The following is a 23596-nucleotide window of genomic DNA, read 5'->3' as shown; positions in this document are numbered from 1 at the left end:
AGATGGCAATAGCAGTTGATAAATTACTGGAGGCCGGTGTTCAATGTGGTTTGATTGACAACCGGCAACTGAAGGAGTTGCGCCTTTTAGCCCGTAAAACTCAGCAACCGTTGTTATTGCTGGTTCAGGCGCATTATCGTTTTCCGTTGTCGGTGTTATACCATGCGGTGGCTGAACAGGCCGGCTTGTTGTTTGTGGATTTATCCGTGTGTCAGGTTAATGAAGCCAGCCTGAAAAAAATCCCTCCCAGTCTGGTCAGGCGTAAGCAGGTTTTGCCGGTCGTTTTTGAAAATAGCGATTATCTGGCGGTGGCTGATCCGTTTGACCGGGTTGCTATTGATTCGGTGATGCGTCTGACCGGAGGATCGGTTCCCCTGGTTTTGGTTGATCCGGTGGCTTTGAATCTGAAAATTCGGCAATTGCAGTCTGATCCGGTGGGTGACGATGCAGCTAACGTCGATGCCGAACAGCCGGATTTGATTGCCATATTAGATGCAATTCTCCGCGAGGCATATTTTAGCCGGGCTTCCGATATTCATTTAATTACCGAAAAAAACGGTATTCGTGTGCGTTTTCGTGTTGACGGCCGTTTGCGGGATCATCCGGTGGAAGCCGATGGTGAAACGGCTGCGGCATTGATTTCGCGCATCAAGGTGTTGTCCGAGCTGGATATTTCCGAGCAGCGTATGCCGCAGGATGGTGGCTTTTCCTATCATTTGGCGCCGCCAGTGGATAAAACATTTAATATCCGGGTGGCAACCGCACCGATTCGCCTGGGTGAGCGGGTTACCCTCAGGTTATTAGGTCAGGAAATCAGTCGTTTGAGTTTAAAAGATCTGGGCATGCTGGCGGATGATTTGGAGCATTTTAAACAGGCAATCGAGAAACCTTATGGTCTGATTTTGCTGACAGGGCCGACAGGCAGTGGAAAATCGACGACCTTGTCTGCGGCTCTGGAGGAAATCAATCATCCTGATATCAATATCATGACGGTGGAAAATCCGATTGAGTATGTCATTCCCGGGGCATCACAAGTGCAAACTGGGCCAAAAGTGACGTTTGCCAGTGCCTTGCGGTCGTTTTTGCGGCATGACCCGGATGTACTGATGGTGGGTGAAATCCGTGATTTTGAAACAGCCGATGTCGCCGTCAAAGCGGCGATGACAGGTCACATGGTCTTTTCGACCCTGCATACCAATAATGCGGTCAGCGCGATTACCCGTTTGATTGATATTGGCTGTGAATCCTTTTTAATTGGCTCAACCATTACCGCTGTGATTGCCCAGCGGCTGGTCAGACGGCTTTGCAGCCATTGCCGCCAACCTTATCAGGCCAGCGAAACGGAAGCGGTGATGCTGGGACAACAGGAACAACGACCAGAAATTTATCAGGCTTCAGGTTGTGCCCGTTGTCAGGGCAGCGGATTTTCCGGTCGTTTGGGATTGTTTGAAACACTTTGGTTTGACGATACGCTGGCTCGTGCGGTGATGCGCGGAGCCGATGAAGAAGCACTGGAAAAACAAGCCGGGTCGCGCTTGCGTTTTATGTGGGAAGACGGGGCACGTAAGGTGTTACAGGGGCTGACCACGCTGGATGAACTAAACAATGTCGCCGTATTTAAAACCCGCGATATGCTGGAAGATACCCCATGAAACGATTTTCTTATCTGGCACTGAACCGGCAGGGACAGGAGGTGCGCGGTAAACTGGAGGCTCAGGATCAGGAAGCGGCCATGTCAGCATTAAGGCAGCAAGGTTTGCGTGTGCTGGAAATCAAAGCCCGACGGGGTTCATCGGGTTTTTTAGGGCAGGCCAATTTTTCCGACTGGCTGGCTTCGCAGCGTTCGGTCAGCACTTCTGCATTGATTTTTTTCTTCCGCCAATTATCGTTTATGCTGCGTTCGGGGTTGTCGCTCGCGCATGCCTTGAGTCTGGCTAAAGACCAGGTTTCAAGCCCCAGGCTGAATTTAACCATTCGCTTGATGCTGAAGGATATTGAATCCGGGCATGCCCTGTCTCAAGCAATGAAAAAACACCCACAGGTGTTTTCTGAAATGGCCATCAATCTGATTATTGCCGGTGAAACCACCGGTGATCTGGGTGTCATGATGGAGCGTCTGGCCGATCACATCAGTAAAAAAGCGGCATTACGGGCGCAGGTTATCAATGCCATGATTTATCCTGCGGTTGTTATTTTGGCGGCGATTGGTGTCGGTATTTTTATGGTGGTGAAAATTATCCCCAAATTTGCCAAGTTTTTGCTGGGTAAAGGCCGGGCTTTGCCACCTTCTACACAAATGCTGATTGATATTTCCGACTATTTACGCGCTAACGGTGTTGTTATTGCCATAGGTCTTGCGGTATTGATTGCCATGGTACTGATTTTGTACCAGACCCGTTACGGCCGGCTGGGTATTGATTCTTTGTTGCTGCGCATCCCCATAACCGGTAGTTTGCTGGTCAATGCGGCGATGGCGCAATTAAGCTGGACATTATCTATTTTGCTGCGCAGCGGCATCCCGGTTTTTGATGCGGTGAAAGTAACAGCGAATTTGTTACCTAACCGGGTATATTTTAATCAGTTACACAAGGCATCTGAGCAGATTCTGCAAGGCCGCGATCTGGCCAGAAGTTTAAGTCATCCACAAATACCGCCGCTGGTGCTGCATATGATTGCCGTGGGTGAAAACAGTGGTAGTCTGGACGATGTACTAGAGGAGTTAGGGGTTTATTATGAAAATTTACTGGAAATTGCGATCAAGCGGCTGTCGGCCATGATAGAGCCGGCCATGATACTGGTGATAGGCAGTATGGTGGGATTTGTTTATTACGCTTTTTTTCAGGCACTGTTTTCGCTGGTGGGAGGAAGGTAATGCCGTCGTTTAAATTTCAGCGAAAAAGTCTGTTACTGTGTGGCGGGTTGTGGATGCTTTTGTTTTATTCGTATCAAGGTATTGCCCAGCCTAATATTTTATTAGAGCCTCAGCTTTGGCAAAGAGACCCCTTTACGCCCAGTTTATTGATGTATGAACAACTGGGCAACCAGACCCAGCCAGGGTTTATTCCTTCACTGCAGCAAGGCAGGATACCACGAATGAAATTACTGGGCCTGATAACCCGTAACAAGGGCGAGTATCTGGCTTTGCTGGAAATACAGGGTGTCGGCACGTTTATGGTCAGAGAGGGGGATGAGTTTAATATTGACCCATCGCACCCGAAAAGCGCTATTCGAATCAGTAAAATTACCCGGCTGAGTGTTACCGTTGAAACCGGCAGAATGGGCAGAATACAGGTGTTGCGATGATAAAAACAGGACTTCGCTGGCAGCCGATTGAGTATCTTTTGGTTTTGTTGTTTTCGGTTAATTTGTATTTCCACGCCAATAAAGGTGGTACCGGCTTTAATATCCCCGGCAATATTCTGGTCTGGATGGTCGCGGTATCCATTATTTCGTACAGTTTATGGCGGCTGGCCGGACAACAGCGTATTTACTGGCCTAAAATGGCGGTCTGGTTTTTTATTTTCCCGCTGTTATCTCTGTACGGCGGTTTTTTATCAGGCATTGAAATTGCTGAACAATGGCTGTTCCGGGTTTTGTTTATATGGGGTGGACTGTTGTTTTTTTTCGCCGTGTTTCAGTTTCATCTGAGTATGGCACAGATCGACCGGTTACTGTTGACACTGGTATTTTTTGCCATGTTGCACGGTATTGCGGCCGGTTTACAAGTGTTGTTTGGTGCAGGTATTCCGTTCGGCCTTCCGGTTAATCCTTATCATGTGCCGACCGGTATTTTTCAGCAAATCAATGTGCAGGCCAGCTTTCAGGCGACGGTGGTAATGGTTATTTTCTGGTTGTTGACTCGGCCCATGGTTCGTCTGGGGCCGGTCAAAATCAGAGTATTTTTATATGTTGCCTTATCCATTAGCACTTTTGTGATTACCTGCTCAGGTTCGAGAGTGGCGTTTTTGGGGTTGATATTGGCTCTACCGCTAATGATGGCCAGCCGCTGGCTCTGGATAAAAAAGGATAAAAAACGCTGGTTATTCATTCTGTTATTGATAACCAGCGTGATTACTGCCGGCAGTATATTGGAAAAAAGCCGGGGAATCAGTAATGCCGCAGCTAAAATGGCGGCTATCAATGCCGGTTATTCGGGCTCTATTCGTTTGGGAATGTACAAAATTGCGCTGGATCTTGCCGGACAAGCACCCTGGCTGGGGCATGGTATCGGTAGCTTTGTGCGGGTTTTTCAACTGGCAAAACCGGATTTCTATGCGCAACACCCGGAAGGAAGATTGCCTGAAAGCCGCGTAGGGCATCCGCATAATGAGCTGATTTACTGGCTGATTGAAGGCGGAATATTGATGACTTTCGGGCTGATTCTGCTGGCGATTGCTGTGTTTATTTCTGTGTGGCGTTTGCCGGTTTCCCGCCGCTATGCGTATATGGCGTTGCTTATTCCTATCGTTTTACATACCCAAGTGGAATTACCGTTTTATATTTCTTCACTGCACTGGTTTGTATTTTTATTTTTGTTATTTATGACGTTAAAGCCAACGGTTATTTCTGCAGCCGTTGGTTTTTCTTTTGTGTTTCGTTCGGTAATACAAATAAGTGCGTTATCGCTGTTTGTGATTGCCAATGCTTTTCTACTACATAGTATGGCATCCAGCCTTGAGCTAAAGCGTTATATCCATCATCAAACCACAGGTGAACCTTTTGTCCGGGCATTGAATAACCCTTACTTCAGGGAATTGGTTACCCAACACATGATGCGCGCTTTATTGTTCAAGAGCATGCAAAGAGGTATTACGGAAAATGTCAGACTATATGCCGAATGGGGCGAAAAAACTTTGCCGGTAAATCCACATATCGTTATTTATAAAACAACGGCGCAGGCTTATTTTTATTTGAAAGAGCATGATAAATACTGCGCCATTGCAGAGGAAGGCCATGCGGTTTATCCGGGCAATGAACTATTGAACAAAATGATTAAACAATGTCGTAATCATTTATCCGCTATGAAATGAATATAGTGGATATGTTCAACAGCTTGCTGAACTTTCTCAACGGATAGGCAAGGCCTTGGAGTAAGAGGCGATTTGGTTAATAGCATTCGTTAGCCATACAAAACAAAAGGAGGCATGGTGATGTCATTGGATTTATCGGATACCTTGGTGATTGGTATCACCTCGACCGCACTATTCGACTTAAGTGAAGCCGATACCATTTTTCGGAAAACATTTGAGGCTGACCCGGACGCCGCCATCGATGCATACCGGCGCTATATGGAGGAGAGGGAAACTGAGCCTTTAGCGCCAGGAACGGGGTTCTATCTGGTCAAGGCATTGATGTCATTGAATCAGTTTAAGCCTGAAGGTGAATCGCCTTTGGTTGAGGTTGTCATCATGTCTCGGAATAGCCCGGAAACCGGCATTCGTGTGTTTCACAACATCCGCCAGCAGCGGCTGGATATTACCCGGTCGGCTTTTACTGGCGGCGAATCTGTTGTGGATTATCTTGATGCCTATGATGTTGATTTATTTTTGACGACTAATCCAAAAGATGCGCAGCGGGTTATTGATAGCGATACTTGTGCCGTTGCTATCGTTAAAGATCCGCCTTCCGATATTGAAAAAATACCCGAAGGACAGGTGCGTCTAGCTTTCGATGGCGATGCTGTGTTGTTCAGTGATGAAAGCGAAATTGTTTATAAAGCTGAAGGGCTAGCAAGGTTTCAGCACTTTGAAAATGAACAAAAAGATATTCCTTTGAAAGACGGGCCGTATGCCACGCTGCTTAAGAAGCTGGCGCGATTACAAGAACGTTTGCCGCATAGGGTGGAGGTGTCACCCATCCGCATCGCCATTGTTACTGCACGAAATAGTCCTGCGGAAATGCGTGTGATTAAAACGCTTAGGCATTGGGGCGTTTATGTCGATGAAATATTTTTTTTAGGTGGGCTGGATAAAGCTAAAATTTTAAAAGCCTTCAAACCGCATATTTTCTTCGATGATCAGGATGTGCATTTAGACCCAGCTGCCAAAAACATTCCTACCGGCAAAGTGCCTTACAAATCGGACTCGCCATTGAATGACAAGACATGAGTTTGACAGGCACTGGTAAAACAAAGAAACCTTGCTGTCGAAAACGACCGCAAGGTTTCAAAGCCATTATAGGTTAAAAAGATACAGTTGCTTGTACCCAAACTTTTTGCGTATCGTTTTTAAAGTTGCCTGGTGCGTTATTGTCGCCATTATAGTAAGCGTATTTAGCAAGCAAGGAATAGTGCTTTCCAAATTTTTTAACGGCAAGAAGATCGTATTCATCCGCATAGTCAAACGTGCTGCTGTCATCCTGGAACTTATGATAAACAAACATCAACTTGGTGCCTGCGACTTTAGTGGCCAGGGTGGCATTGATGTCACGCAAGCCTGTAGTCGGTGTAGACAGGAAGCGGTCGGCCCAACCCTGAAAAGCGTGGTTAGTACCCAGGGGGGTCTGAAATGCCGCACCATCATGACCATCTAATTGTTCCATAGCGCCTTTCAGAGTAAATCCAAATGCGCTGAGGCCAGCCATAATATTATAGCGATCGAGACCGTAGTTTAGCGGGTTGTTACTATAATCTTCTTGGTAACTGTATTCGGCGGTGTAATGTAAGGTGAAGGTTTCATTTAATTTAGGTGACCCAATAAAACGAATACCGTATGTTTGGGTGGCTTTTTGTGATTGGTCGCCGCGAAAACCTAACCAGTAGCCGTAAGCAATGGCATGGCCGTAGTTCCCAAGATTATGATCGATATGCACCAGCGGAGCGTCGATATTGTCGGTCAGGGATTTGATGTTTCTGACTCTACCAATATAACCGGCTTTAATGGTGACATTTTTGATTGATTTGTTGGTGACCATAACGGCATCATAGGTTTGCTCCATTTGCCGCCAGCCAACATTACCAATAAAACGGTCATCATCCAGTTTAATACGTTGTCGTCCACCTTTGATTTCCGTATCGGGAATCCCTTTGAAGGTCAGCCATAACTGATTGAGTTCATGCCGGTCAGCTGGATCGACAATGACATTGTATTGTGAGCTTCCGTAGACATTGGCAGGAACATAGTAATCATTCTGCGCGGCAAAAAGGGTTTCATATTCGGCAAAGCCCTGAAAATAAGCGATTTCCGGTGTCAAATAACCCAGGCGTAAACGAAAGGTATTGGCATGAGCGGGTTTTGCCGGATTGTTCTCGGTATCGGCATATTCATAACGATAGCGTAAATCGAACTTGATTTGCCCGTATTTGGCATCGGCCTGTCCAAACTTCAAGGTATTGTCAATAGCATCATTAATATCGGCATGGGCGTGTTGCGGGATGGTGGTGGCCGCGACTAAAGTCACTGCGAAGGTAATATGTTTTATTGGACTGATCCAATATGAGGTTTTTGGGGGCATCATAGATTGACTCCTTATCAATTAAGTAAATTATAGTAATTTAGCAATGACTCAGCGTATATATACTCTTCGCAAATGAGAATTTAGCATAAAAAGATGACGTAATGGAGTGAAATATATAAAATAAGGCCATGTCGAATTACACCCTTCCAGAGACTGAATTAGCCGATTTGCGCGAAGCCCATGGTGAGCTTCGAGAAAAACGTGATGCAGACCGAGTTAAAGCCATCATTCTTTTAGGTTCAGGCTGGTCAGCAACAAACGTTGCCGAAGCACTTCTCATTGACCGCAATACAATCCGTACCTACTATCGAAAATATAAGAAAGGTGGTCTTGCTAAACTCCTACAAACTCAGCATGTTGGAAGTGCCAGTTTCTTATCGGTTTCAGAAGCGACCGAGTTGGATGAATATCTGCAGAAAAATCTTCACTTAACCGCTAAATCGGTTGCAGCTTACATTAAAGAGCGTTGGCAGGTTCGCTATAGTGAACGCGGTGTGACAGCCTTGCTGCATCGCTTGGGTTATGTCTATAAAAAGCCCAAGCTGATACCCGGCAAAGCTAATGCAAAAGCCCAACTGGAGTTCCTTGAGAAATATCAACAACTAAAGGAAGACAAGCAGCCCGAAGACTTGATATTGTTCATGGATGGTGTTCATCCACAACATAATCCTGTAATGGCTTGTGGTTGGATTAAGCGTGGTGTGGAATTCACGATTCAGAGTAATACCGGCGTCAACGTCTCAATGTCAACGGTGCAGTCAATATCGATTCTCTGGATACTGTCTGCCGCTTCTATGACACCATCAATGGCGAGGCAACGATTGATCTTTGTAAGGCGATTGAAGAACGTTACCCGAAGGCTGGGACTATTTACATCATTTGCGATAATGCACGCTACTACCGATCAAAGGCTGTCAGACAATTTCTTGAAATGTCGCGAATTGAATTAGTGTTTTTACCGCCGTATGCGCCGAATCTTAATTTGATTGAACGGTACTGGCGATATTTCAAGAAAGAAATCTTATATGACCAGTATTATGAAACATTCAAAGAATTCAAAATAGCCTGCGAGACATTCTTTTCTGAGCCAGAAAAGCATGTCGACAATTTGCGCTCACTTTTAACTGAGAATTTTCAAATTATCGGTGCATGATGGTTTGCTCTATTTTCATGTGCGGAGAGTATACATTTAATAACAGTTGCTTACTCCAGAAGGCGCCGTGAATACATCCATGTCACATGCACTTGTTCCACAACAAACTGATATTAACCCAGCCTTGCCATTGTCGTGCCATAAAACTCTTTATGTAACTGATGTTACGCAGCGGTTCTTCCCTCATTCCCATAATCTTCCATTCATCATTACTGTGAAAAAAATTCTCTGGCTTCTATCTTTTATCGACACTTCAGATCACAGCGCACACAGAGTGATAGTTTGTATCGTTTAATTCCATTGACTGATCTGGAGTCATTCAGTTATTAGCAACCCTGTAGAAACATTTGTTGTTCATCCTTACTGCACGGTTTCATTCGCTGTGTCTATTCATTAGACCCATTCGAGTCCGATCATCACCGCTTACCGAAATTTCTTGGGAATCGACATTCCCGGGTAACGCAGTGGAAACTAAGAAAACCATAAAGGCACTGCGTAACATCAGTTATGTAAGTTAAAGCTCTGTGGCTTCATTAGTGAGAAATTTTAATGCAATTATCGCGCCAACTGCCTTTTTCTTATTAAATTTTAATAAAATCAATAGGGTGCGAATGTTGTTGTGTTTTGAGATGTCATTCAGTGAAGAAAATACCCCACCATTGTACGCTTTTTTTTCTTAAATGCACTAAATTGGCAATATATGCTTCACATAGACACGGCTACCGGTCGTTTATTTTGTCGAGGATAAGGCGAAAAAGGAACGCTAGGAGATTGTCGGGCTTAGGGGTTTTCCACTGTCGCAGTAGAATTTTCCTAAAACGACAGTCTCCTAAGGGTGATGTGGTTCATGTTTGGAGGGTATACAAACCTTTTGCTATACTGCTGAAAATACAGTGAGCAATTTAGTTAAAATTATACGCCATGCCGAATCTTAAAAAGATAAATGCAATTACTGAAGAAGCCTATTTACAAGGCGAATTAGCCAGCACTATCAAACATGAGCTGATTGATGGGCGTCTTTATGCGATGGCGGGAGCAAGCGCAAATCATGAGCGTATCACTGGAAATATTTACTCAGAATTTAGAAGCCACTTAAAAAATTTACCTTGTGAGCCATTTGGTTCTGATATGAAAGTCAAGGTGGGTTCAAACTTTTTTATCCTGATGTAGGGGCTGTTGCCGTTTTGAAAATCCCCTTGAAATTCAATAACTCCGCCACATAGATTGTTTATTTTGACTCAAAAACAAGCAAACTATGCCCCGACAAATGCTTACGGATGAACTTTGGGAGAAACTGAAGATAATTATGTTGAAAATGGGAATTTATGACAAACCTTGTCTTCGAAAAACAGTCGAAGGTATTTTTTATCGCTTGCGAGTAGGTTGTCCCTGGAGAGATTTACCCACGGCTTTTGGTAATTGGAATGCGGTATATAAACGATTCAATGACTGGTCTCGTAAAGAAAAACTGATGGGTATTTTTAACGCCTTGGTTGTTGATCCAGACCTGGAATGGGAATTTATTGATGGGAGTATTGTGAAAGCACATCAGCATAGTAGTGGTGCGGCCTGTGAACAAGAAACAGCGATAGGGAAATCTGTCGCCGGGAACACCAGTAAAATTCATATGGCCGTTGATGCCTGTGGTCTTCCTATTCATTTCTCAGTGACAGGCGGCGAAGTTCATGACTGTAAAGAAGCACCGAAATTAGTTGCAGAGCTCCCAAAGGTGACTATATAGTTGCTGACAGAGGCTATGACAGTGAAGCATTACGTCTTCAAATTAAAGACAAAGGGGCTGTTCCTGTTATCCCAAGAAAAAGAATTCAACTCGGGGAAATGATGAAATGGATTGGTGTCTCTACAAATATCGCCATCTCGTTGAAAATGTGTTTGCAAGACTTAAGCATTTCAGAGCGATCGCCACGCGATATGACAAACTCAAACGAAATTTTGAAGGCTCTATCGCTCTGGCTTGCGCCTTTTTATGGTTACCTATGTGAAATGGCAACAGCCCCTAATGGTTGATTGTCATTTTGATGAGTCGCAGCCATTTTATACGGATTCGTCCATTATTATTGTTGAAGTATTGTCTAAGGCGACGCGAAAAATCGACGAAACTATTAAGCTGTTGTCTTATATCAACTTGCCTAGTTTGCAAGAATATGTGTTGATTGAACAGGATTATGTTGATGTTCAGGTTTTGCGGCAGAGTGAAACCTGGTTTCCAAGACATTATTTTTTAGGTGATGATGTGACCTTTGAGTCGATTGACCTTGCATTACCGGTAGAAGAAATCTATGCGCGGGTGCACAATGAGGATATGATCGAGTTTTTAAAATATAAAACAGCGCAATAAAGTATTATTTTTAATGTTTGCGACTCATATTTAAACAATTTTTTCGGCCTGTAAAATGATTATCGGTATTGACTTGGGAACGACCCATTCTGAAGTGGCCTGTGTTGAGCAGGGTATTCCGCGCATTCTCAGCGATCGGGGGCAAAAACTGTTGCCTTCAGTTGTCGGGCTAGATGAGCAAGGGCATTTATTAGTTGGGCAAACGGCTAAAAACCAGGCATTACTGTTTCCCGAACGCACGATTCAATCTGTCAAACGTTTGATGGGCACTGACCAGACCATTACGTTGGGCGATCAAACGTTTTCCCCTCAGGAAATTTCGGCTCTGATTCTAAAGCGCTTAAAAGCTATTGCCGAGCAAGCCAGCGGCCAAGGCATTGAGCAGGCGGTGGTCACGGTTCCTGCTCATTTTTCCGAAGCGGCGCGACAAGCAACCTATCAAGCGGGTGAGATTGCCGGCTTATCGATTGTCAGAATGATTAACGAGCCAACTGCGGCGGCGCTGGCTTATGGGCTGGATAAAAAAACGGCGGCCACTGTGCTGGTTTATGATCTGGGCGGGGGAACGTTTGATGTGTCTATCGTACGGATTGAAAATGGCGTTACTGAAGTATTGGCCAATAATGGCAATACACAATTGGGCGGCGATGATTTTGATCGGCAAATTGTCGATTTTCTTTTAGATCATCTGCGCCAGCAGTTCAATGTTGATGTTAGTCATAATCCACAAGTCATGGCGCGTTTGTTGCGTGCTGCCGAACAAGCCAAAATTCAGTTATCGGATTATCCATTTGCCCGGATTGAGGCAGAGTATCTGCTGCAACATGACGGCCTGCCGGTCAATTTGTCGGTGGAATTATCGCGTGTCGAGTTTGAAGCGATGATAGCACCGGCCGTTCAGGAAACTATGGCATGGGTGCAAGATACTTTAAAACAGGCTCGTCTCAAAGCCGAGGCTATCGATGATATTTTGTTGGTTGGTGGCTCTAGTCGTATTCCTTGTATTCGTCGTTATTTGTTCGATGCCTTTAGCATCGAAGCGCGTGCCGATGTCGATCCCGAATTATGCGTGGCGCAAGGCGCCGCGATTCAGGCAGCCTTGATTGAAGGACAGGCCATCGATAGCTTATTGATTGATGTAGCGCCTTACAGTTATGGCTGCTCGGTGATTGGTAGCTTGAATGGTCAGTTTTACCCGTTTCAATATGTGCCGATTATCGCCAAAAATACGCCGCTGCCGGTTAGTAAAAGTGAAGCCTTTGAGACCAGTTATGATAATCAGGATTTTGTCGATATTGCGATTTATCAGGGCGAAAGTTCCGATGCCTTAGAAAACATTAAGATCGGCGAATTTCGGGTAGAAGGCTTAGCACCTGCGCCAGCAGGCAGTATTATTATTGTGACGTTATCGCTAGACTTGAATGGTTTGCTGACGGTCACCGCCGTTGAAAAAGCCACCGGTCTTGAAAAAAGTATTACCATTGAGCAGGCCCTCGCGCGACTAGAGCCTGAAGCAATAGAGCAAGCTCAACAAAAAATAACGGCCTTGTTTGGGCATCTGGAAAATGGCTCTCGTTTCCAGCCGCTTGAGACGGAATTTCAGCCTGAGCAAATACCGGAAATTGTCACTGCCGAACAGATTGTGCAGCAGGCTGAAGTGTTGTGTCTAGGTTTGTCGGATTCAGAATGTGCGGCGTTACAAAAGCTGATTGATGCGTGCAAGGCGCAGATCGCACAACAAGATATTGCGGGACTCGAACACAGCACCGCCGCGCTTAAGGAAAAATTATTACAACATAGCCATTAAAGCACCTGATTCAAATACTGCCAGACTTTTTCTGCAATCAAGGCCTGGGCTTTCTGGTTAGGGTGTAAGCCATCCTGTTGCATTAGTTCTTTGGCTAATGCGACATCTTCTAATAGAAAAGGCACGACGGGAATAGCATATTGTTCGCCTAATTGAGCATAGGTTTGATAAAACATCTTGGTATAACGTTTGCCATAATTCGGTGGAATACGCATGCTCAGCAATAACACCTTAGCGCCGGCGTTTTGGGAAAGTTCAATCATCCGTCCTAGATTCTGCTTCATCATAATGGGCGAAAGACCGCGCAAGCCATCGTTTGCCCCCAGTTCGATGATGACAATATCGGGCTGGCGCTGCTTTAGAATAGATTTGATTCTGGCCAATCCGCCGGCCGTTGTTTCGCCGCTGATACTCTCGTTATACAGCCTTATCGTAGGATCTGTTTTTTGCAAACGCTGTTGTAACAGACTCACCCAGCCCTGATTGACGTCCATCCCGTAACCAGCACTGATGCTATCGCCAAGAACAACGATTGATTTTGCCTGAACAGTCACCGACAATAGCATCAACCCAATCAAAACCCCCAACTTTCGCATGTCACAAACCTCTATACCGATTATTGAAACCGACAATGTTAGCAAAATCGTCGACACCCGTAACGGCCCGTTGACGATTTTATCCGCAGTCAGCCTGACAATTGTAAAAGGTGATAGTCTGGCTATTTTAGGGGCATCCGGTTCAGGCAAGTCAACCCTGTTGAGTTTATTGGCTGGACTGGACAACGCCAGCTCCGGCATTATTCGCATTGCCGGGCAAGATATTACGGTGATGGATGAAGACGAACGTGCCGAAGTCCGGCGCGAACTGATTGGCTTTGTGTTTCAGTCGTTCCAATTATTGCCCGGCTTGACCGCACTGGAAAATGTAATGCTGCCGCTGGAATTGATTGAAGACCCGCATGCGGAAGAAAAGGCGAGTGCCATGCTCGAGCGTGTGGGCTTAGCGGAACGCAGTAGCCACACACCTCGGCAATTATCCGGCGGTGAACAGCAACGGGTGGCGTTAGCGCGGGCCTTTGTCACCCGCCCGGCTATTTTGTTCGCCGATGAGCCGACGGGTAATTTAGACAGCCAAACGGGGCAACATATCATTGATTTGTTATTCGAACTCAATCAAGAACAACACACCACGCTGGTATTAGTTACCCACGATGCGGCTCTAGCTGATCATTGCCAGCGGCGTATCGAAATTTCGGCGGGACGCTTGTTATGAATTTTTTTTCCTTAGCCTGGCGATTTTTATGGCGTGATATTCGTGCTGGAGAATTGACCTTATTGATGCTGGCATTGCTCATCGCTATCAGCAGTACCACCACCATCAGCCTGTTTTCCGATCGATTGCAGCGCACCATGAGTCAACAGGCAGCGACCTTTCTGGCCGCTGATTTAGTGATTACCAGCCCTGAACCGATCCCTGATTTGTGGTTGAAACAGGCGAAAAAATTGGGATTGAAGCAAGCCCGAACGGCCGAGTTTTCCACCGTCTTAATGGAAAATGATGAAATTCTGCTGGCGGGCATCAAAGCAGTCAGTGCGCATTATCCCTTACGCGGTGTGTTGAAAACAGTCGACTCGCAATACCATGAAAGCATTCACCGGCAAGGGCCAATGCCTGGCCACGTCTGGGTTGAGCAACGTATTTTATCGGCCTTAAAACTTCAGATTGGCGACTGGTTTCAAGTGGGCGATAAAAAACTTAAAATCAGCCATAGACTCAGTTATGAACCAGACAAACGTGGCGACCTTTACAGCCTGTCGCCCCGGGTGATGATGAACTGGCAAGATTTAGATGCCACCCAAGTCATTCAGCCCGGTAGTCATGTCCATTATTTCTTCCAGTTTGCAGGTCCAGCTGAGGCTATCAGCGCATTCAGTCGTCAGGTCAAGCCGCATCTCAATCCTTCGCAACGTATTATGGATATTTACCAGGATCGGCCACAGCTTGGCGCCGCATTAGAACGGGCTCAACGCTATCTGGGCTTGTCCAGTATCGTCGTCGTATTGATTGCCGGTGTTGCGATTGCCATGGCCAGTCGCCGTTATAGCGAACGTCATTTCAATACCACCGCCATGCTGCGCTGTTTAGGACTCAAGCAAGGTGAGGTATTAAGGCTTTTTTTGATTCAATTTGTCCTGCTTGGGCTGGTCGTCAGCGTGCTTGGCGGCCTAACAGGCTGGCTGGGGCAAGAGGGCCTGTTTCATCTGCTCAGAGATTTGTTACCTGCTAGCGTCGCCAGTCCTGGCATTTTGTCGATGCTGTTTGGTGTCTTAACCGGGCTGGCGATATTGTTCGGTTTTTCCCTGCCGCCGTTGCTGCGGCTGAAACAGGTTTCGCCTTTGCGCGTTTTGCGGCAGGATTTGACGCCATTGCCGGCCAGCGCCTGGTTAGTTTATGGCTTGGCCTTGAGTGTTTTGGCTGTCCTGATTGTTCGCTATACCGATGATGTCAAAATGAGCGCTATTTTGCTCGGTGGTAGCCTGGTGTTTCTAGTCGCGTTGAGTCTGCTTATGCACGGCATTCTGGTCGCCAGTCGCCGTTTGCTGCCGATTTTGCCCTTGCCATTAAAAATTGGCCTGCGCCATCTGAATCATCCTGGGCAAAACAGTGTGCCACAAATTTTGGCTTTCAGCCTGACCTTGGTTGCCATTCTGATCAGCCTGAATGTACGCAACGATTTGCTGACCGACTGGCGCAAACAACTGCCGGAACACGCACCCAATCATTTTGCCTTGAATATTTTCCCTCAGCAAAAAACATCCTTGGTCGATTTATTTAAACAGTACGCTATTGAGGTCAGCGACTTTTATCCCGTTGTTCGCGGACGGTTGATAAAAATCAACGATATTCCGGTCAATCAGATTGTTTCCAAAGACTCCCAGGGGGAGCGTGCGACACATCGCGATTTAAGCCTGACCTGGCATAAACAACTACCGGCCGATAACCGTATCGTGGCGGGTCAGTGGTGGTCTGAGCCGGCTGCTTTGAACCAGGTCTCGGTTGAGTCCAAACTGGCTGAAAATTTGAAACTGAAACTACACGACAAATTGACCTTCAGCATCGGCAGCCAACGACAGGAAGCCGTAGTCACCAGTCTACGAAAAGTCCGTTGGGATACCATGAAGCCAAATTTTTATTTTATTTTTTCACCGGGTTCACTCAAAAATTATGCGCACACCTACATCACCAGCTTTTACCTACCCGCAAACCAGAAAGCCTTTCTAAATACCATGCTGAAACAATTTCCAGCGATGACGATTCTGGAAGTCGATCAATTACTGGCACAATTTAAAAATATCCTCAGGCAATTGACGGCGGCGATCAATTTTTTACTGTATTTTGCCATGCTGGCTGGATTTACCGTATTATTAGCAGCCATTTACGCCAGTCTGGATCAACGCCTGTACGAAGGTGCTCTGATACGTACCTTAGGTGCCAGCCGGGCATTGCTTCAGCGTGCACAATTTTTTGAATTTTTGTTGTTAGGTCTGTTTTCAACTTTGTCGGCGGTCATCTTGTCTGAACTGATTTTATTCGCCTTGTATCACAAGGTGTTGCATCTTGAGTTTCATTGGCATATCGCACAGGCCTTTATCACTGTGACAGGCGGCAGTCTATTGATCGCCCTGATGGGGTTTATCGCCGTCAGAAAGGTCGTTACTCAGCCACCGCTGACCATTCTTAAAAATTAAACAATATTGACTATGTCTGTTTATTATTTTTTTTTATTGGCCCTATTCGGCATGCCGTCTGTTGCTATGGCTGATGACGATGATGAAAATGAGCCTATTAGTATTCTTGTCAATCTGCCACTTTCCATGCAGCAAAATGCGCTGATTGAAACACAGCCTGCACAAACCCTTCAAGTTGCAGCTCAGTTGCCGCATTATGGTGCTGTACTGGATTTAACACCATTGCTTTCATTCCGACGCCAATGTCTGGAAAACAAACAGCTGATGGAACAAGCGCGGGCGCAATTTAACATCAGTCAGTCGGCACTGGCCCGTGTGCAAACCATGTATCGCAATAAGGCGACTTCGTTGCGTGCGGTAGAGCAGCAAAAACGGCAATGGCTGGCTGACCAAACCACGCTAAACACAGCAACCCTGCGTTACCACACCCTGATGAGCAAAAACCGTTTACAGTGGCAGCAATTAGCCGATATTTTTTGCCAACAACATGGCCAGGTTGATGATCTACTGACTGGAAACAGCAAAATCATTGCCATTCCAAGACCACGACAGGCTGTGATGAGCGCTATCAACACGTTGGATATCAACATTACCGGCGCTCAACAGACCATAAAGGTTCAGCCGCTGCCGAATATTGACGTATTCGATGTTGTCCGCCAAACATCCCAAATTCTATTCATTACGCACGATGGCCATTTACACAATAAACAACATTTCAGTGTGTCTGTGCCTTTAGCGGGTGCTACGCAACACGGTTTGTTTATTCCGGCTTCTGCCTTGTTATGGCATCTAGGTCAGGCTTTCGTGTATATCAAAACGGGCCCGGAACATTTCCGACATCAAAATATTGACCATTACACACCCGTGCAAAAAGGCTATCTTGTCTCCGATAACATCAACCCGGGCGATGAAATCGTTGTCCGAGGCGGTCAGATTCTGCTTTCACACGAATGCCGCTCACAAATTCCTGACGATGATGATTAAGCGTAGTCGTTTCTGAACAGAAAAAATAAAGGATTGTTTGTTCATAAAATAAACCAGTTGAAATAGACACTAAAAGTCATTAAAGTCTGATATGCTGCATGTATTAAAGAGGGCTAATAATGACGATAACAAAAAGCTTAATCACACTTCTTTGCCTCTTGTCTTTTTCTCATCAGGCTTTTTCATACAATGCCCGTTCCGAGGAAGAGAAAGGCTGTAAAAAACCCAAATTCAGGACTTTTGTTCCTGAACACTTATCTGAAGTCGAGCCAGGTAGCGAGATTTCATTCCATGTCTCAAATTGGGCAGACCCAAGTACAATTAAGGCCGAAGCAAGAAAACTTCCGGTGGAATTGACCATTATCGATAAAACTAATTTTTTTGTTGCTAAAGGAAAATTGCCGGGAGATCTGCAAAATACCTTTGCGCGTATCAATTTATTTGCCCGGTCTAAAGAGGGCGGTTGTCTTGGTCAAGGCGGCTGGTTATTAAAAATAAAACCTGGACAGACGGCGGTTGAAATACCAGAGTCAGATAACACAGAATCCACTCAATAAAACACAAGAGAATAGCTATGAAAAAATTACATAAAAAACCATTCGTTACTGCCATCGGCGCCACTGTTGTTTCCAGCTTTTCGGCAACGGCCGTTGCCGAAAGTAACCCGTTCGCTATGAATGAATTGTCTGAAGGCTATATGCAGGTGGCTCAATCTGATAATACTTCTGAAATGAAATGTGGCGCTAATATGACTAAAAAAGTCGAAGGCGCTTGCGGTGAAGGGAAATGTGGCGAGGCGAAATGCGGTGAAGGGAAATGCGCCGGGAATTTAAGCAAAACCGGTGGACAACAAAACTACACGGTTAAAAAATACAAGCCAAAAACTCAGGAGGCAGCTTGTGGCGAAGGAAAATGCGGCGCCATGATGGAAAATGGAAAAATGAAAAAAGGCTTGGAAAATAGCTGTGGTGCGATGATGAAAGGCAAGGAAGGCGCTTGCGGTATGGAAGGGAAAGGTAAGGATGATATGAAAGGTATGGGTGGCATGAAGACGGATGGCGAAATGAGCTGTGGTGCCATGATGGAGAAAATGAAAAGCGGTGAAATGAGCTGCGGCGCCATGATGGAGAAAATGAAAAGTGGTGAAATGAGCTGCGGTGCCATGATGAAAAAAATGGGAGGCATGAAAGGGATGAGTGGTATGCAAGGGAAAGGCATGGGGGGTATGAAAGGTGGTGAAATGAGTTGTGGTGCCAAAGTTGATCCTGATACGGCAGCCGGCGAATAATCTACTTTCCCGGTTATTCAAAGTAAATCCGGGGCAATTTGTGTCCCGGATTTTTTATTTTAATTCAACTTAAGGGGCTGTTATGGAAACCTGCCGGAATAAAGTACAGGGTGCAGGTCTTGGTTTGCGCCGTTCCTTCTTGACTGAATGCCTGGAACAGCCGCCGGAAAATGTTTCTTTTTACGAAGTTGCACCTGAAAACTGGATGACGCTTGGCGGAAAACTGGGCAAGCAGTTTCGCGCTATGACCGAACAATTTGATTTTGTTTGTCATGGATTGTCTTTATCGATTGGTAGTAGTGATCCATTAGATGAAGATTTTGTTAAGGCGGTCAAACAATTCATGCAACAGCATCAAATCAAGTTTTACAGCGAACATTTGAGCTATTGCAGTCATGAGGGGCATTTATACGACTTGATGCCTATTCCATTTACCGAAGACGCCATTCATCATGTCGCTGCCCGCATTCGCCGGGTACAGGATATTCTGGAGCAGAAAATTGCGATTGAAAACGTGTCTTACTATGCGGCACCAGGTCAGGAAATGGCGGAAATTGATTTTTTCAATGCCGTTATCGAAGAAGCCGATTGTGATGTGTTGATCGACATCAATAATATTTATGTCAACAGCATCAATCATAGCTATGATGCCGAAGCCTTTTTAAAAGCCATTCCTGCTGATCGTATCGCCTACGCACATATTGCCGGCCACTATATTGAAGCGGATGATTTTTTGATTGACACCCATGGCGCCGATGTTATTGATCCGGTATGGAAATTACTCGCTAAAGCCTATGAATGGTATGGTGTGTTTCCAACATTGCTGGAGCGTGACTTTAATTTACCACCGTTGGCAGATTTGGCCGGCGAGGTAGAAACCATTCGTCATATTCAACAGGCTTGGGTGGTGCAGCATGAAAAACAAACAGCCTGAGAAACATTTCCAACGCGTTCAAGCATGTTTTGCAGCCTATATTCGCGATCCATTTAATAATCCTCAACCTGCTGATGTTGAGCAAAAACGCATGGCGGCCTACCGGGAGCTGTTTTTCAATAATATTGAAAGTTTTTTAAGTTCCAATTTTCCGGTGATCCGCACACTGTTGTCCGATCAACAATGGCTGGCACTAGCACAGGATTTTTTTGCCCGCCATGCCTGTACGACGCCATATTTCTCAGAAATTGCAGAAGAATTTATCGATTATTTACAAAATGAGCGCAACAATACCGAGGATTTTCCGTTTCTAGTGGAACTGGCGCATTATGAATGGGTCGAAATGAAACTGTCGATCGCACAAGAGGCGTTACCGACAAATCGTACAGCAAAGACTGAAACAATAGCGGATTTAACCGTTCGGCTGTCGCCTTTGGCCTGGCCTCTGGCTTATCAATACCCTGTACATAAAATATCACCGCAATTTATGCCGCTAACGCCGCCTGAGCAGCCGACCTTTTTGCTGGTTTATCGGGATGCGCATGATGACGTTCATTTTATTGAAATCAACGCCTTAATCTTTCAATTGTTACAGGCGATTGAGAACAATGCTGGACAAACAGCAATAAGTTATATTAACCGTATTGCTGAAACACTATTGCCCGCAAATCCTGAGTCCCTCGTAACACATGGATTACCCGTATTCGAGCAATTATTGGCTAAAGCTGTCATTATTCCTGCATGAACAAAGTTGAATCCATATAACATCTCGGAACAATTCGGCCTGTTATATAATCTTATCCATTAGAACAGAGATAAACGCTGTTTGAGTCCACAACCTAAAAACTATTAAAAAAACTATGTCAAAACAAGCTATGCCAAAGAAGTATAAGTTTATTTTATTTATTGTTGGTCTGATTGCCTTAATCGCTTTTCAAGTCAAGATTGTCATGCCGTTGGTTTATGATGTCATTGCTTCAGATTTATTCCTAAAAGAAGATGACCCTGAAGCGGTGGAAGCCTCTGCCGATGGACGTATGCTCGGTTATGCTTTTGACCAATGTAATCTTTACATTGCAGATGAAGTTGATTCGCATATTTCCGTCTCTTATGCCAGCAAGCCGGTCAATGCCTGGGATATTGGCAATACGCAATATGTGATCAATGCCGATATTGATTTATTGCCCGAAAATGGGGCTAATGTGACCGCGCGCTATGTCTGCCGGATTAAATACACAGGCGATGAATTTGAGCCGACAGCCTTAAGCGACAAGGATAACTGGTCGGTTAACGGCCTGAGTGGTTTAGACGACTATTTATAAGGCCTGATAATAATCCATCAAGGCCAGATCTTTGGCGATTGCTTTGTAGACGATCCGGCCTTGATAAACATTGATCGCCCGGCGCAAGTTTGGCGTTTTCAAAAAGGCTTCGACGCCTTCATTTGCCAGCAATTCAATATAACCTAATGTCACCCGGGTCAGCGCAAACGTAGATGTTCTTGGATAAGCACCGGGCATATTGGTGACACAATAATGTACGACATGGTGTTTGACAAACACCGGGTCTGCATGACTGGTCGGTCTTGATGTTTCAATGCAGCCGCCCTGATCAATGCTGACATCGACCACCACAGCGCCGGGCTGCATCTGACAAATCATTTCTTCGGTAACAACTTTGGGTGCGCGAGTGCCTTTTATCAAAACAGCCCCCACAACCAGGTCGCTCTCCTGAGTGCTGGCCGCAATATTTTTCGGTGTCGAGAGCAAAAAGCTTACGCCGGCAAGGTCTTTTTCCGCTAATGCTTGTTTGTGTTATTCAGGCCGGCAATGGTGACTTCAGCGCCTAAAGCCAATGCCACTCTGGCCGCATGCTGACCGACGATGCCATCGCCAATCACGAGTACCTTGCCGGATTTTTTGCCTAAGACCTGGGCGAGTAAAACGCCGCGTCCTTGATTGAAGCGTGCCAGAAAATAATTTCCCATTAAAACCGACATATTGCCGGCCACGGCACTCATTGGTGCTAATGCGGGTAAATGGCCGTTTTCATCTTCCAGTGTTTCATAAGCGATAGCGGTGACATTTTTGTTCAGCAATGCCAGTGTCAGTGTCTTATCGACACCGGATAAATGTAAATAGGTAAACAGTATTTGCCCATTCAGAAAATCATACTCGGTGGGCTGCGGCTCTTTGACCTTGACGACTAAATCGCTGGCCCAGGCCTGTGCTGTCGATACGATTTCTGCTCCTGCAGTTTTATACTCAGCATCGCTAAAGCCTGAGTCTTCACCTGCCGATTGTTCGACACACACGGTGTGCCCCGCGGCTGTCAGTCTGGCTACGCCCACCGGCGTCATCGCCACCCGCATTTCCTGGTTTTTTATTTCTTTTGGGATACCAATTTTCATAACGTCCTCTGTTTTTCAACGTGTTAACGCATAGTAAAACGCGCCTAACAGGGCGGCTTCAGCATTTAAACAAATTTTTACCGGTATTTTTGTTAACAACTTATGATAACGGCCTTTGTCCAAAAACGCCTGCATAAACACACCATCTGTCATCAAATCCAGGTTTTTAGCGGCGATACCCCCAGCTAATAAAACACCCCCATAACTCAATGCTTTCAACGCCAGGTTACTCGCCTCAGCGCCATAGCAGCGACAAAAAATGCGCATCGTTTCGATACATAATGGGTCGTGTTTAGCTTGCGCCTGCTGACTGATAACCGCGGCCTTGTCTTCTCGCTCGAAACGTTGCTCCGTTTCCGTTGTCGCTGGCATATTTGTTTGCTGTTTTAAAAAGTCGTAAATATCAACAATTCCCATGCCTGAAACCACGCGCTCATAACTGATGTGGTGTCCATATTTTTGCTGCAAAAACGTAAACAGTTTAAATTCACGTTCATCAGTCGGCGCAAAATCGGTGTGTCCACCTTCGGTGGACAGTACCCTGGTATGCGCCTTGTCGCGTACGATAATCGCTTCGCCAAGCCCCGTACCGGCTGCCAGTACCGCAATATGCCCCATGGTTTGTTCGGCATCAGGGTTCAGTGCGATAAAATCAGCTTCAGGCATATTTAGCAGTCCCCAGGACATCGCTTCCAGATCATTCAGCAGGGCAACATGCCGGGCACCGGTGCGGGTCTTGATGTCACCTGCACGCAAAGTCCAGGGCAAATTTGTGGTTACACAATTTCCTTCCACAACAGGCCCTGCCACTCCTAAACAAACCGCCGCCAACTCAGGCTTTGAATGTTTGGCTAAAAAGCTGTCGAGTAGATCGTAAAAATTTTTAAAATCAGCGCTTGAGTACTGTTGTTTGACGACACAATCGCCACTTGTTGCCGAAAACAGCGCTAACAGGGTCTTCGTGCCCCCAATATCGCCGGCTAAAATCATTGTGCGACGTTATATTGATTGAATACCTTGAATTCGCCTTTTTTGTCGAAGGAAACGACTTGATAAGGAACTTTGCGTCCACCCATTTCCATACCCGGTGTTCCAGCAGGCATGCCCGGAACCGAAATGCCGGCAATGTCGGCATTTTGCGTCAGCATATTTTTTATATCGGTGGCCGGCACATGGCCTTCGACGGTATAACCATTGACGACAGCGGTATGGCATGAAGCCAGCGCACGAGGAATACCTAAGGCTTGCTTTATGCTCTGCATATCGTCTTTGACAATATCGGTGACATTAAAATGATTGTCTTTTAAATGTTGCACCCATTTTTTACAACAGCCACAGGTCGGGCTGCGATACACGGTGATGTCAGTTGTTTCTGATTCGGCCATTGCCGGTGACAGAATGCTGGAACATAAAAAAAGTGTCACGAATGTTTTTTTTATCATAATGATTTACCTTTA

The 23596-nt window shown here is 45.7% G+C and carries 21 protein-coding genes and 3 pseudogenes; 19 read left to right on the top strand and 5 right to left on the bottom strand.

What is annotated here, in order from left to right:
- Positions 1–2 precede the first annotated feature (2 nt).
- From JEU20_RS05925 to JEU20_RS05905, 5 genes are all read left to right on the top strand, one after another.
- Entirely contained in the window at positions 3–1652 is a 1650-nt protein-coding gene (locus JEU20_RS05925; protein WP_198244177.1) for a GspE/PulE family protein, read from the top strand.
- Positions 1649–2872, top strand: coding sequence for a type II secretion system F family protein (locus JEU20_RS05920; RefSeq protein WP_198244176.1), 1224 nt, complete (start codon positions 1649–1651; stop codon positions 2870–2872). Before JEU20_RS05925 ends, JEU20_RS05920 begins: the two co-directional genes overlap by 4 nt.
- Positions 2872–3303: a hypothetical protein gene (locus tag JEU20_RS05915; protein ID WP_245395124.1), complete on the top strand. Its 432-nt coding sequence runs from the start codon at positions 2872–2874 to the stop codon at positions 3301–3303. The genes JEU20_RS05920 and JEU20_RS05915 overlap by 1 nt, the downstream gene beginning before the upstream one ends.
- On the top strand, positions 3300–5030 hold the full coding sequence (locus JEU20_RS05910; RefSeq protein WP_198244174.1) for a PglL family O-oligosaccharyltransferase: 1731 nt from the start codon (positions 3300–3302) through the stop codon (positions 5028–5030). The genes JEU20_RS05915 and JEU20_RS05910 overlap by 4 nt, the downstream gene beginning before the upstream one ends.
- Positions 5031–5150: 120 nt before the next feature.
- Positions 5151–6107 (top strand): 5'-nucleotidase, encoded by a 957-nt coding sequence (locus tag JEU20_RS05905; RefSeq protein ID WP_198244172.1) that lies wholly within the window; start codon positions 5151–5153, stop codon positions 6105–6107.
- A 73-nt stretch (positions 6108–6180) separates the two neighbouring features.
- Here JEU20_RS05905 and JEU20_RS05900 read toward each other — a convergent pair whose 3' ends face one another.
- A complete protein-coding gene (locus JEU20_RS05900; protein WP_245395123.1) occupies positions 6181–7455 on the bottom strand; it encodes an alginate export family protein in 1275 nt (424 codons plus the stop codon).
- A gap of 128 nt (positions 7456–7583) precedes the next feature.
- Between JEU20_RS05900 and JEU20_RS15095 the strand changes: the two are divergent.
- From JEU20_RS15095 to JEU20_RS05875, 6 genes and pseudogenes are all read left to right on the top strand, one after another.
- Positions 7584–7991 (top strand): annotated as a pseudogene (locus JEU20_RS15095) (helix-turn-helix domain-containing protein); the annotation flags it as partial.
- A 227-nt stretch (positions 7992–8218) separates the two neighbouring features.
- On the top strand, positions 8219–8608 hold the full coding sequence (locus JEU20_RS15090; RefSeq protein ID WP_342590504.1) for a transposase: 390 nt from the start codon (positions 8219–8221) through the stop codon (positions 8606–8608).
- 921 nt (positions 8609–9529) lie between these two features.
- Positions 9530–9778: a Uma2 family endonuclease gene (locus JEU20_RS05890; RefSeq protein WP_198244170.1), complete on the top strand. Its 249-nt coding sequence runs from the start codon at positions 9530–9532 to the stop codon at positions 9776–9778.
- A gap of 85 nt (positions 9779–9863) precedes the next feature.
- Positions 9864–10611: pseudogene (locus JEU20_RS05885) on the top strand (IS5 family transposase).
- Positions 10596–10967: a Uma2 family endonuclease gene (locus tag JEU20_RS05880; RefSeq protein WP_245395122.1), complete on the top strand. Its 372-nt coding sequence runs from the start codon at positions 10596–10598 to the stop codon at positions 10965–10967. Before JEU20_RS05885 ends, JEU20_RS05880 begins: the two are co-directional and overlap by 16 nt.
- A gap of 55 nt (positions 10968–11022) precedes the next feature.
- Positions 11023–12774, top strand: coding sequence for an Hsp70 family protein (locus tag JEU20_RS05875; protein ID WP_198244168.1), 1752 nt, complete (start codon positions 11023–11025; stop codon positions 12772–12774).
- Here JEU20_RS05875 and JEU20_RS05870 read toward each other — a convergent pair.
- A complete protein-coding gene (locus JEU20_RS05870) occupies positions 12771–13370 on the bottom strand; it encodes an arylesterase (RefSeq protein WP_198244166.1) in 600 nt (199 codons plus the stop codon). The genes JEU20_RS05875 and JEU20_RS05870 overlap by 4 nt on opposite strands.
- On the opposite strand from JEU20_RS05870, the gene JEU20_RS05865 reads away from it, so the two are divergent.
- The 8 genes from JEU20_RS05865 to JEU20_RS05830 all read left to right on the top strand — a co-directional run bounded on the left by JEU20_RS05865 (position 13369) and on the right by JEU20_RS05830 (position 21051).
- A complete protein-coding gene (locus JEU20_RS05865) occupies positions 13369–14046 on the top strand; it encodes an ABC transporter ATP-binding protein (RefSeq protein WP_198244164.1) in 678 nt (225 codons plus the stop codon). The two genes, JEU20_RS05870 and JEU20_RS05865, sit on opposite strands and share 2 nt — an antisense overlap.
- Complete coding sequence (locus JEU20_RS05860) at positions 14043–16523, top strand: ABC transporter permease (protein ID WP_198244162.1); 2481 nt, start codon at positions 14043–14045, stop codon at positions 16521–16523. The genes JEU20_RS05865 and JEU20_RS05860 overlap by 4 nt, the downstream gene beginning before the upstream one ends.
- Before the next feature lie 51 nt (positions 16524–16574).
- The gene (locus tag JEU20_RS05855) at positions 16575–17507 is read left to right on the top strand and encodes an efflux RND transporter periplasmic adaptor subunit (RefSeq protein WP_214657288.1); all 933 of its coding nucleotides are present in this window, start codon (positions 16575–16577) and stop codon (positions 17505–17507) included.
- Positions 17508–17626: 119 nt separating this feature from the next.
- Positions 17627–18064, top strand: coding sequence for a hypothetical protein (locus JEU20_RS05850; protein ID WP_198244158.1), 438 nt, complete (start codon positions 17627–17629; stop codon positions 18062–18064).
- 17 nt (positions 18065–18081) lie between these two features.
- Positions 18082–18795, top strand: a complete 714-nt coding sequence (locus tag JEU20_RS05845) for an HvfA family oxazolone/thioamide-modified RiPP metallophore (protein ID WP_198244156.1) — start codon at positions 18082–18084, stop codon at positions 18793–18795.
- Positions 18796–18877: 82 nt separating this feature from the next.
- Complete coding sequence (locus JEU20_RS05840) at positions 18878–19729, top strand: HvfB family MNIO-type RiPP peptide maturase (RefSeq protein ID WP_198244154.1); 852 nt, start codon at positions 18878–18880, stop codon at positions 19727–19729.
- Positions 19710–20474 carry an HvfC family RiPP maturation protein gene (locus JEU20_RS05835; protein WP_198244152.1) on the top strand — a complete coding sequence of 255 codons (765 nt, stop codon included), beginning with the start codon at positions 19710–19712 and terminating at the stop codon, positions 20472–20474. Before JEU20_RS05840 ends, JEU20_RS05835 begins: the two co-directional genes overlap by 20 nt.
- Positions 20475–20589: 115 nt before the next feature.
- On the top strand, positions 20590–21051 hold the full coding sequence (locus JEU20_RS05830) for a hypothetical protein (protein ID WP_198244150.1): 462 nt from the start codon (positions 20590–20592) through the stop codon (positions 21049–21051).
- Here JEU20_RS05830 and ald read toward each other — a convergent pair.
- The 3 genes and pseudogenes from ald to JEU20_RS05815 form a co-directional block, all read right to left on the bottom strand.
- Positions 21046–22139, bottom strand: a pseudogene (gene ald, locus JEU20_RS05825) (alanine dehydrogenase). The gene JEU20_RS05830 and the pseudogene ald overlap by 6 nt on opposite strands.
- A gap of 15 nt (positions 22140–22154) precedes the next feature.
- Positions 22155–23129, bottom strand: a complete 975-nt coding sequence (gene glk, locus JEU20_RS05820; RefSeq protein WP_198244148.1) for a glucokinase — start codon at positions 23127–23129, stop codon at positions 22155–22157.
- The gene (locus tag JEU20_RS05815; RefSeq protein ID WP_198244146.1) at positions 23126–23581 is read right to left on the bottom strand and encodes a DUF411 domain-containing protein; all 456 of its coding nucleotides are present in this window, start codon (positions 23579–23581) and stop codon (positions 23126–23128) included. The genes glk and JEU20_RS05815 overlap by 4 nt, the downstream gene beginning before the upstream one ends.
- Positions 23582–23596: the final 15 nt, after the last annotated feature.

The sequence above is a fragment of the methane-oxidizing endosymbiont of Gigantopelta aegis genome (assembly GCF_016097405.1).
Lineage (GTDB): Bacteria > Pseudomonadota > Gammaproteobacteria > Methylococcales > Methylomonadaceae > Methylomarinum.
Note: the sequence above shows the minus strand (reverse complement) of the source record. Positions and strands in the feature narration are given on the sequence as shown.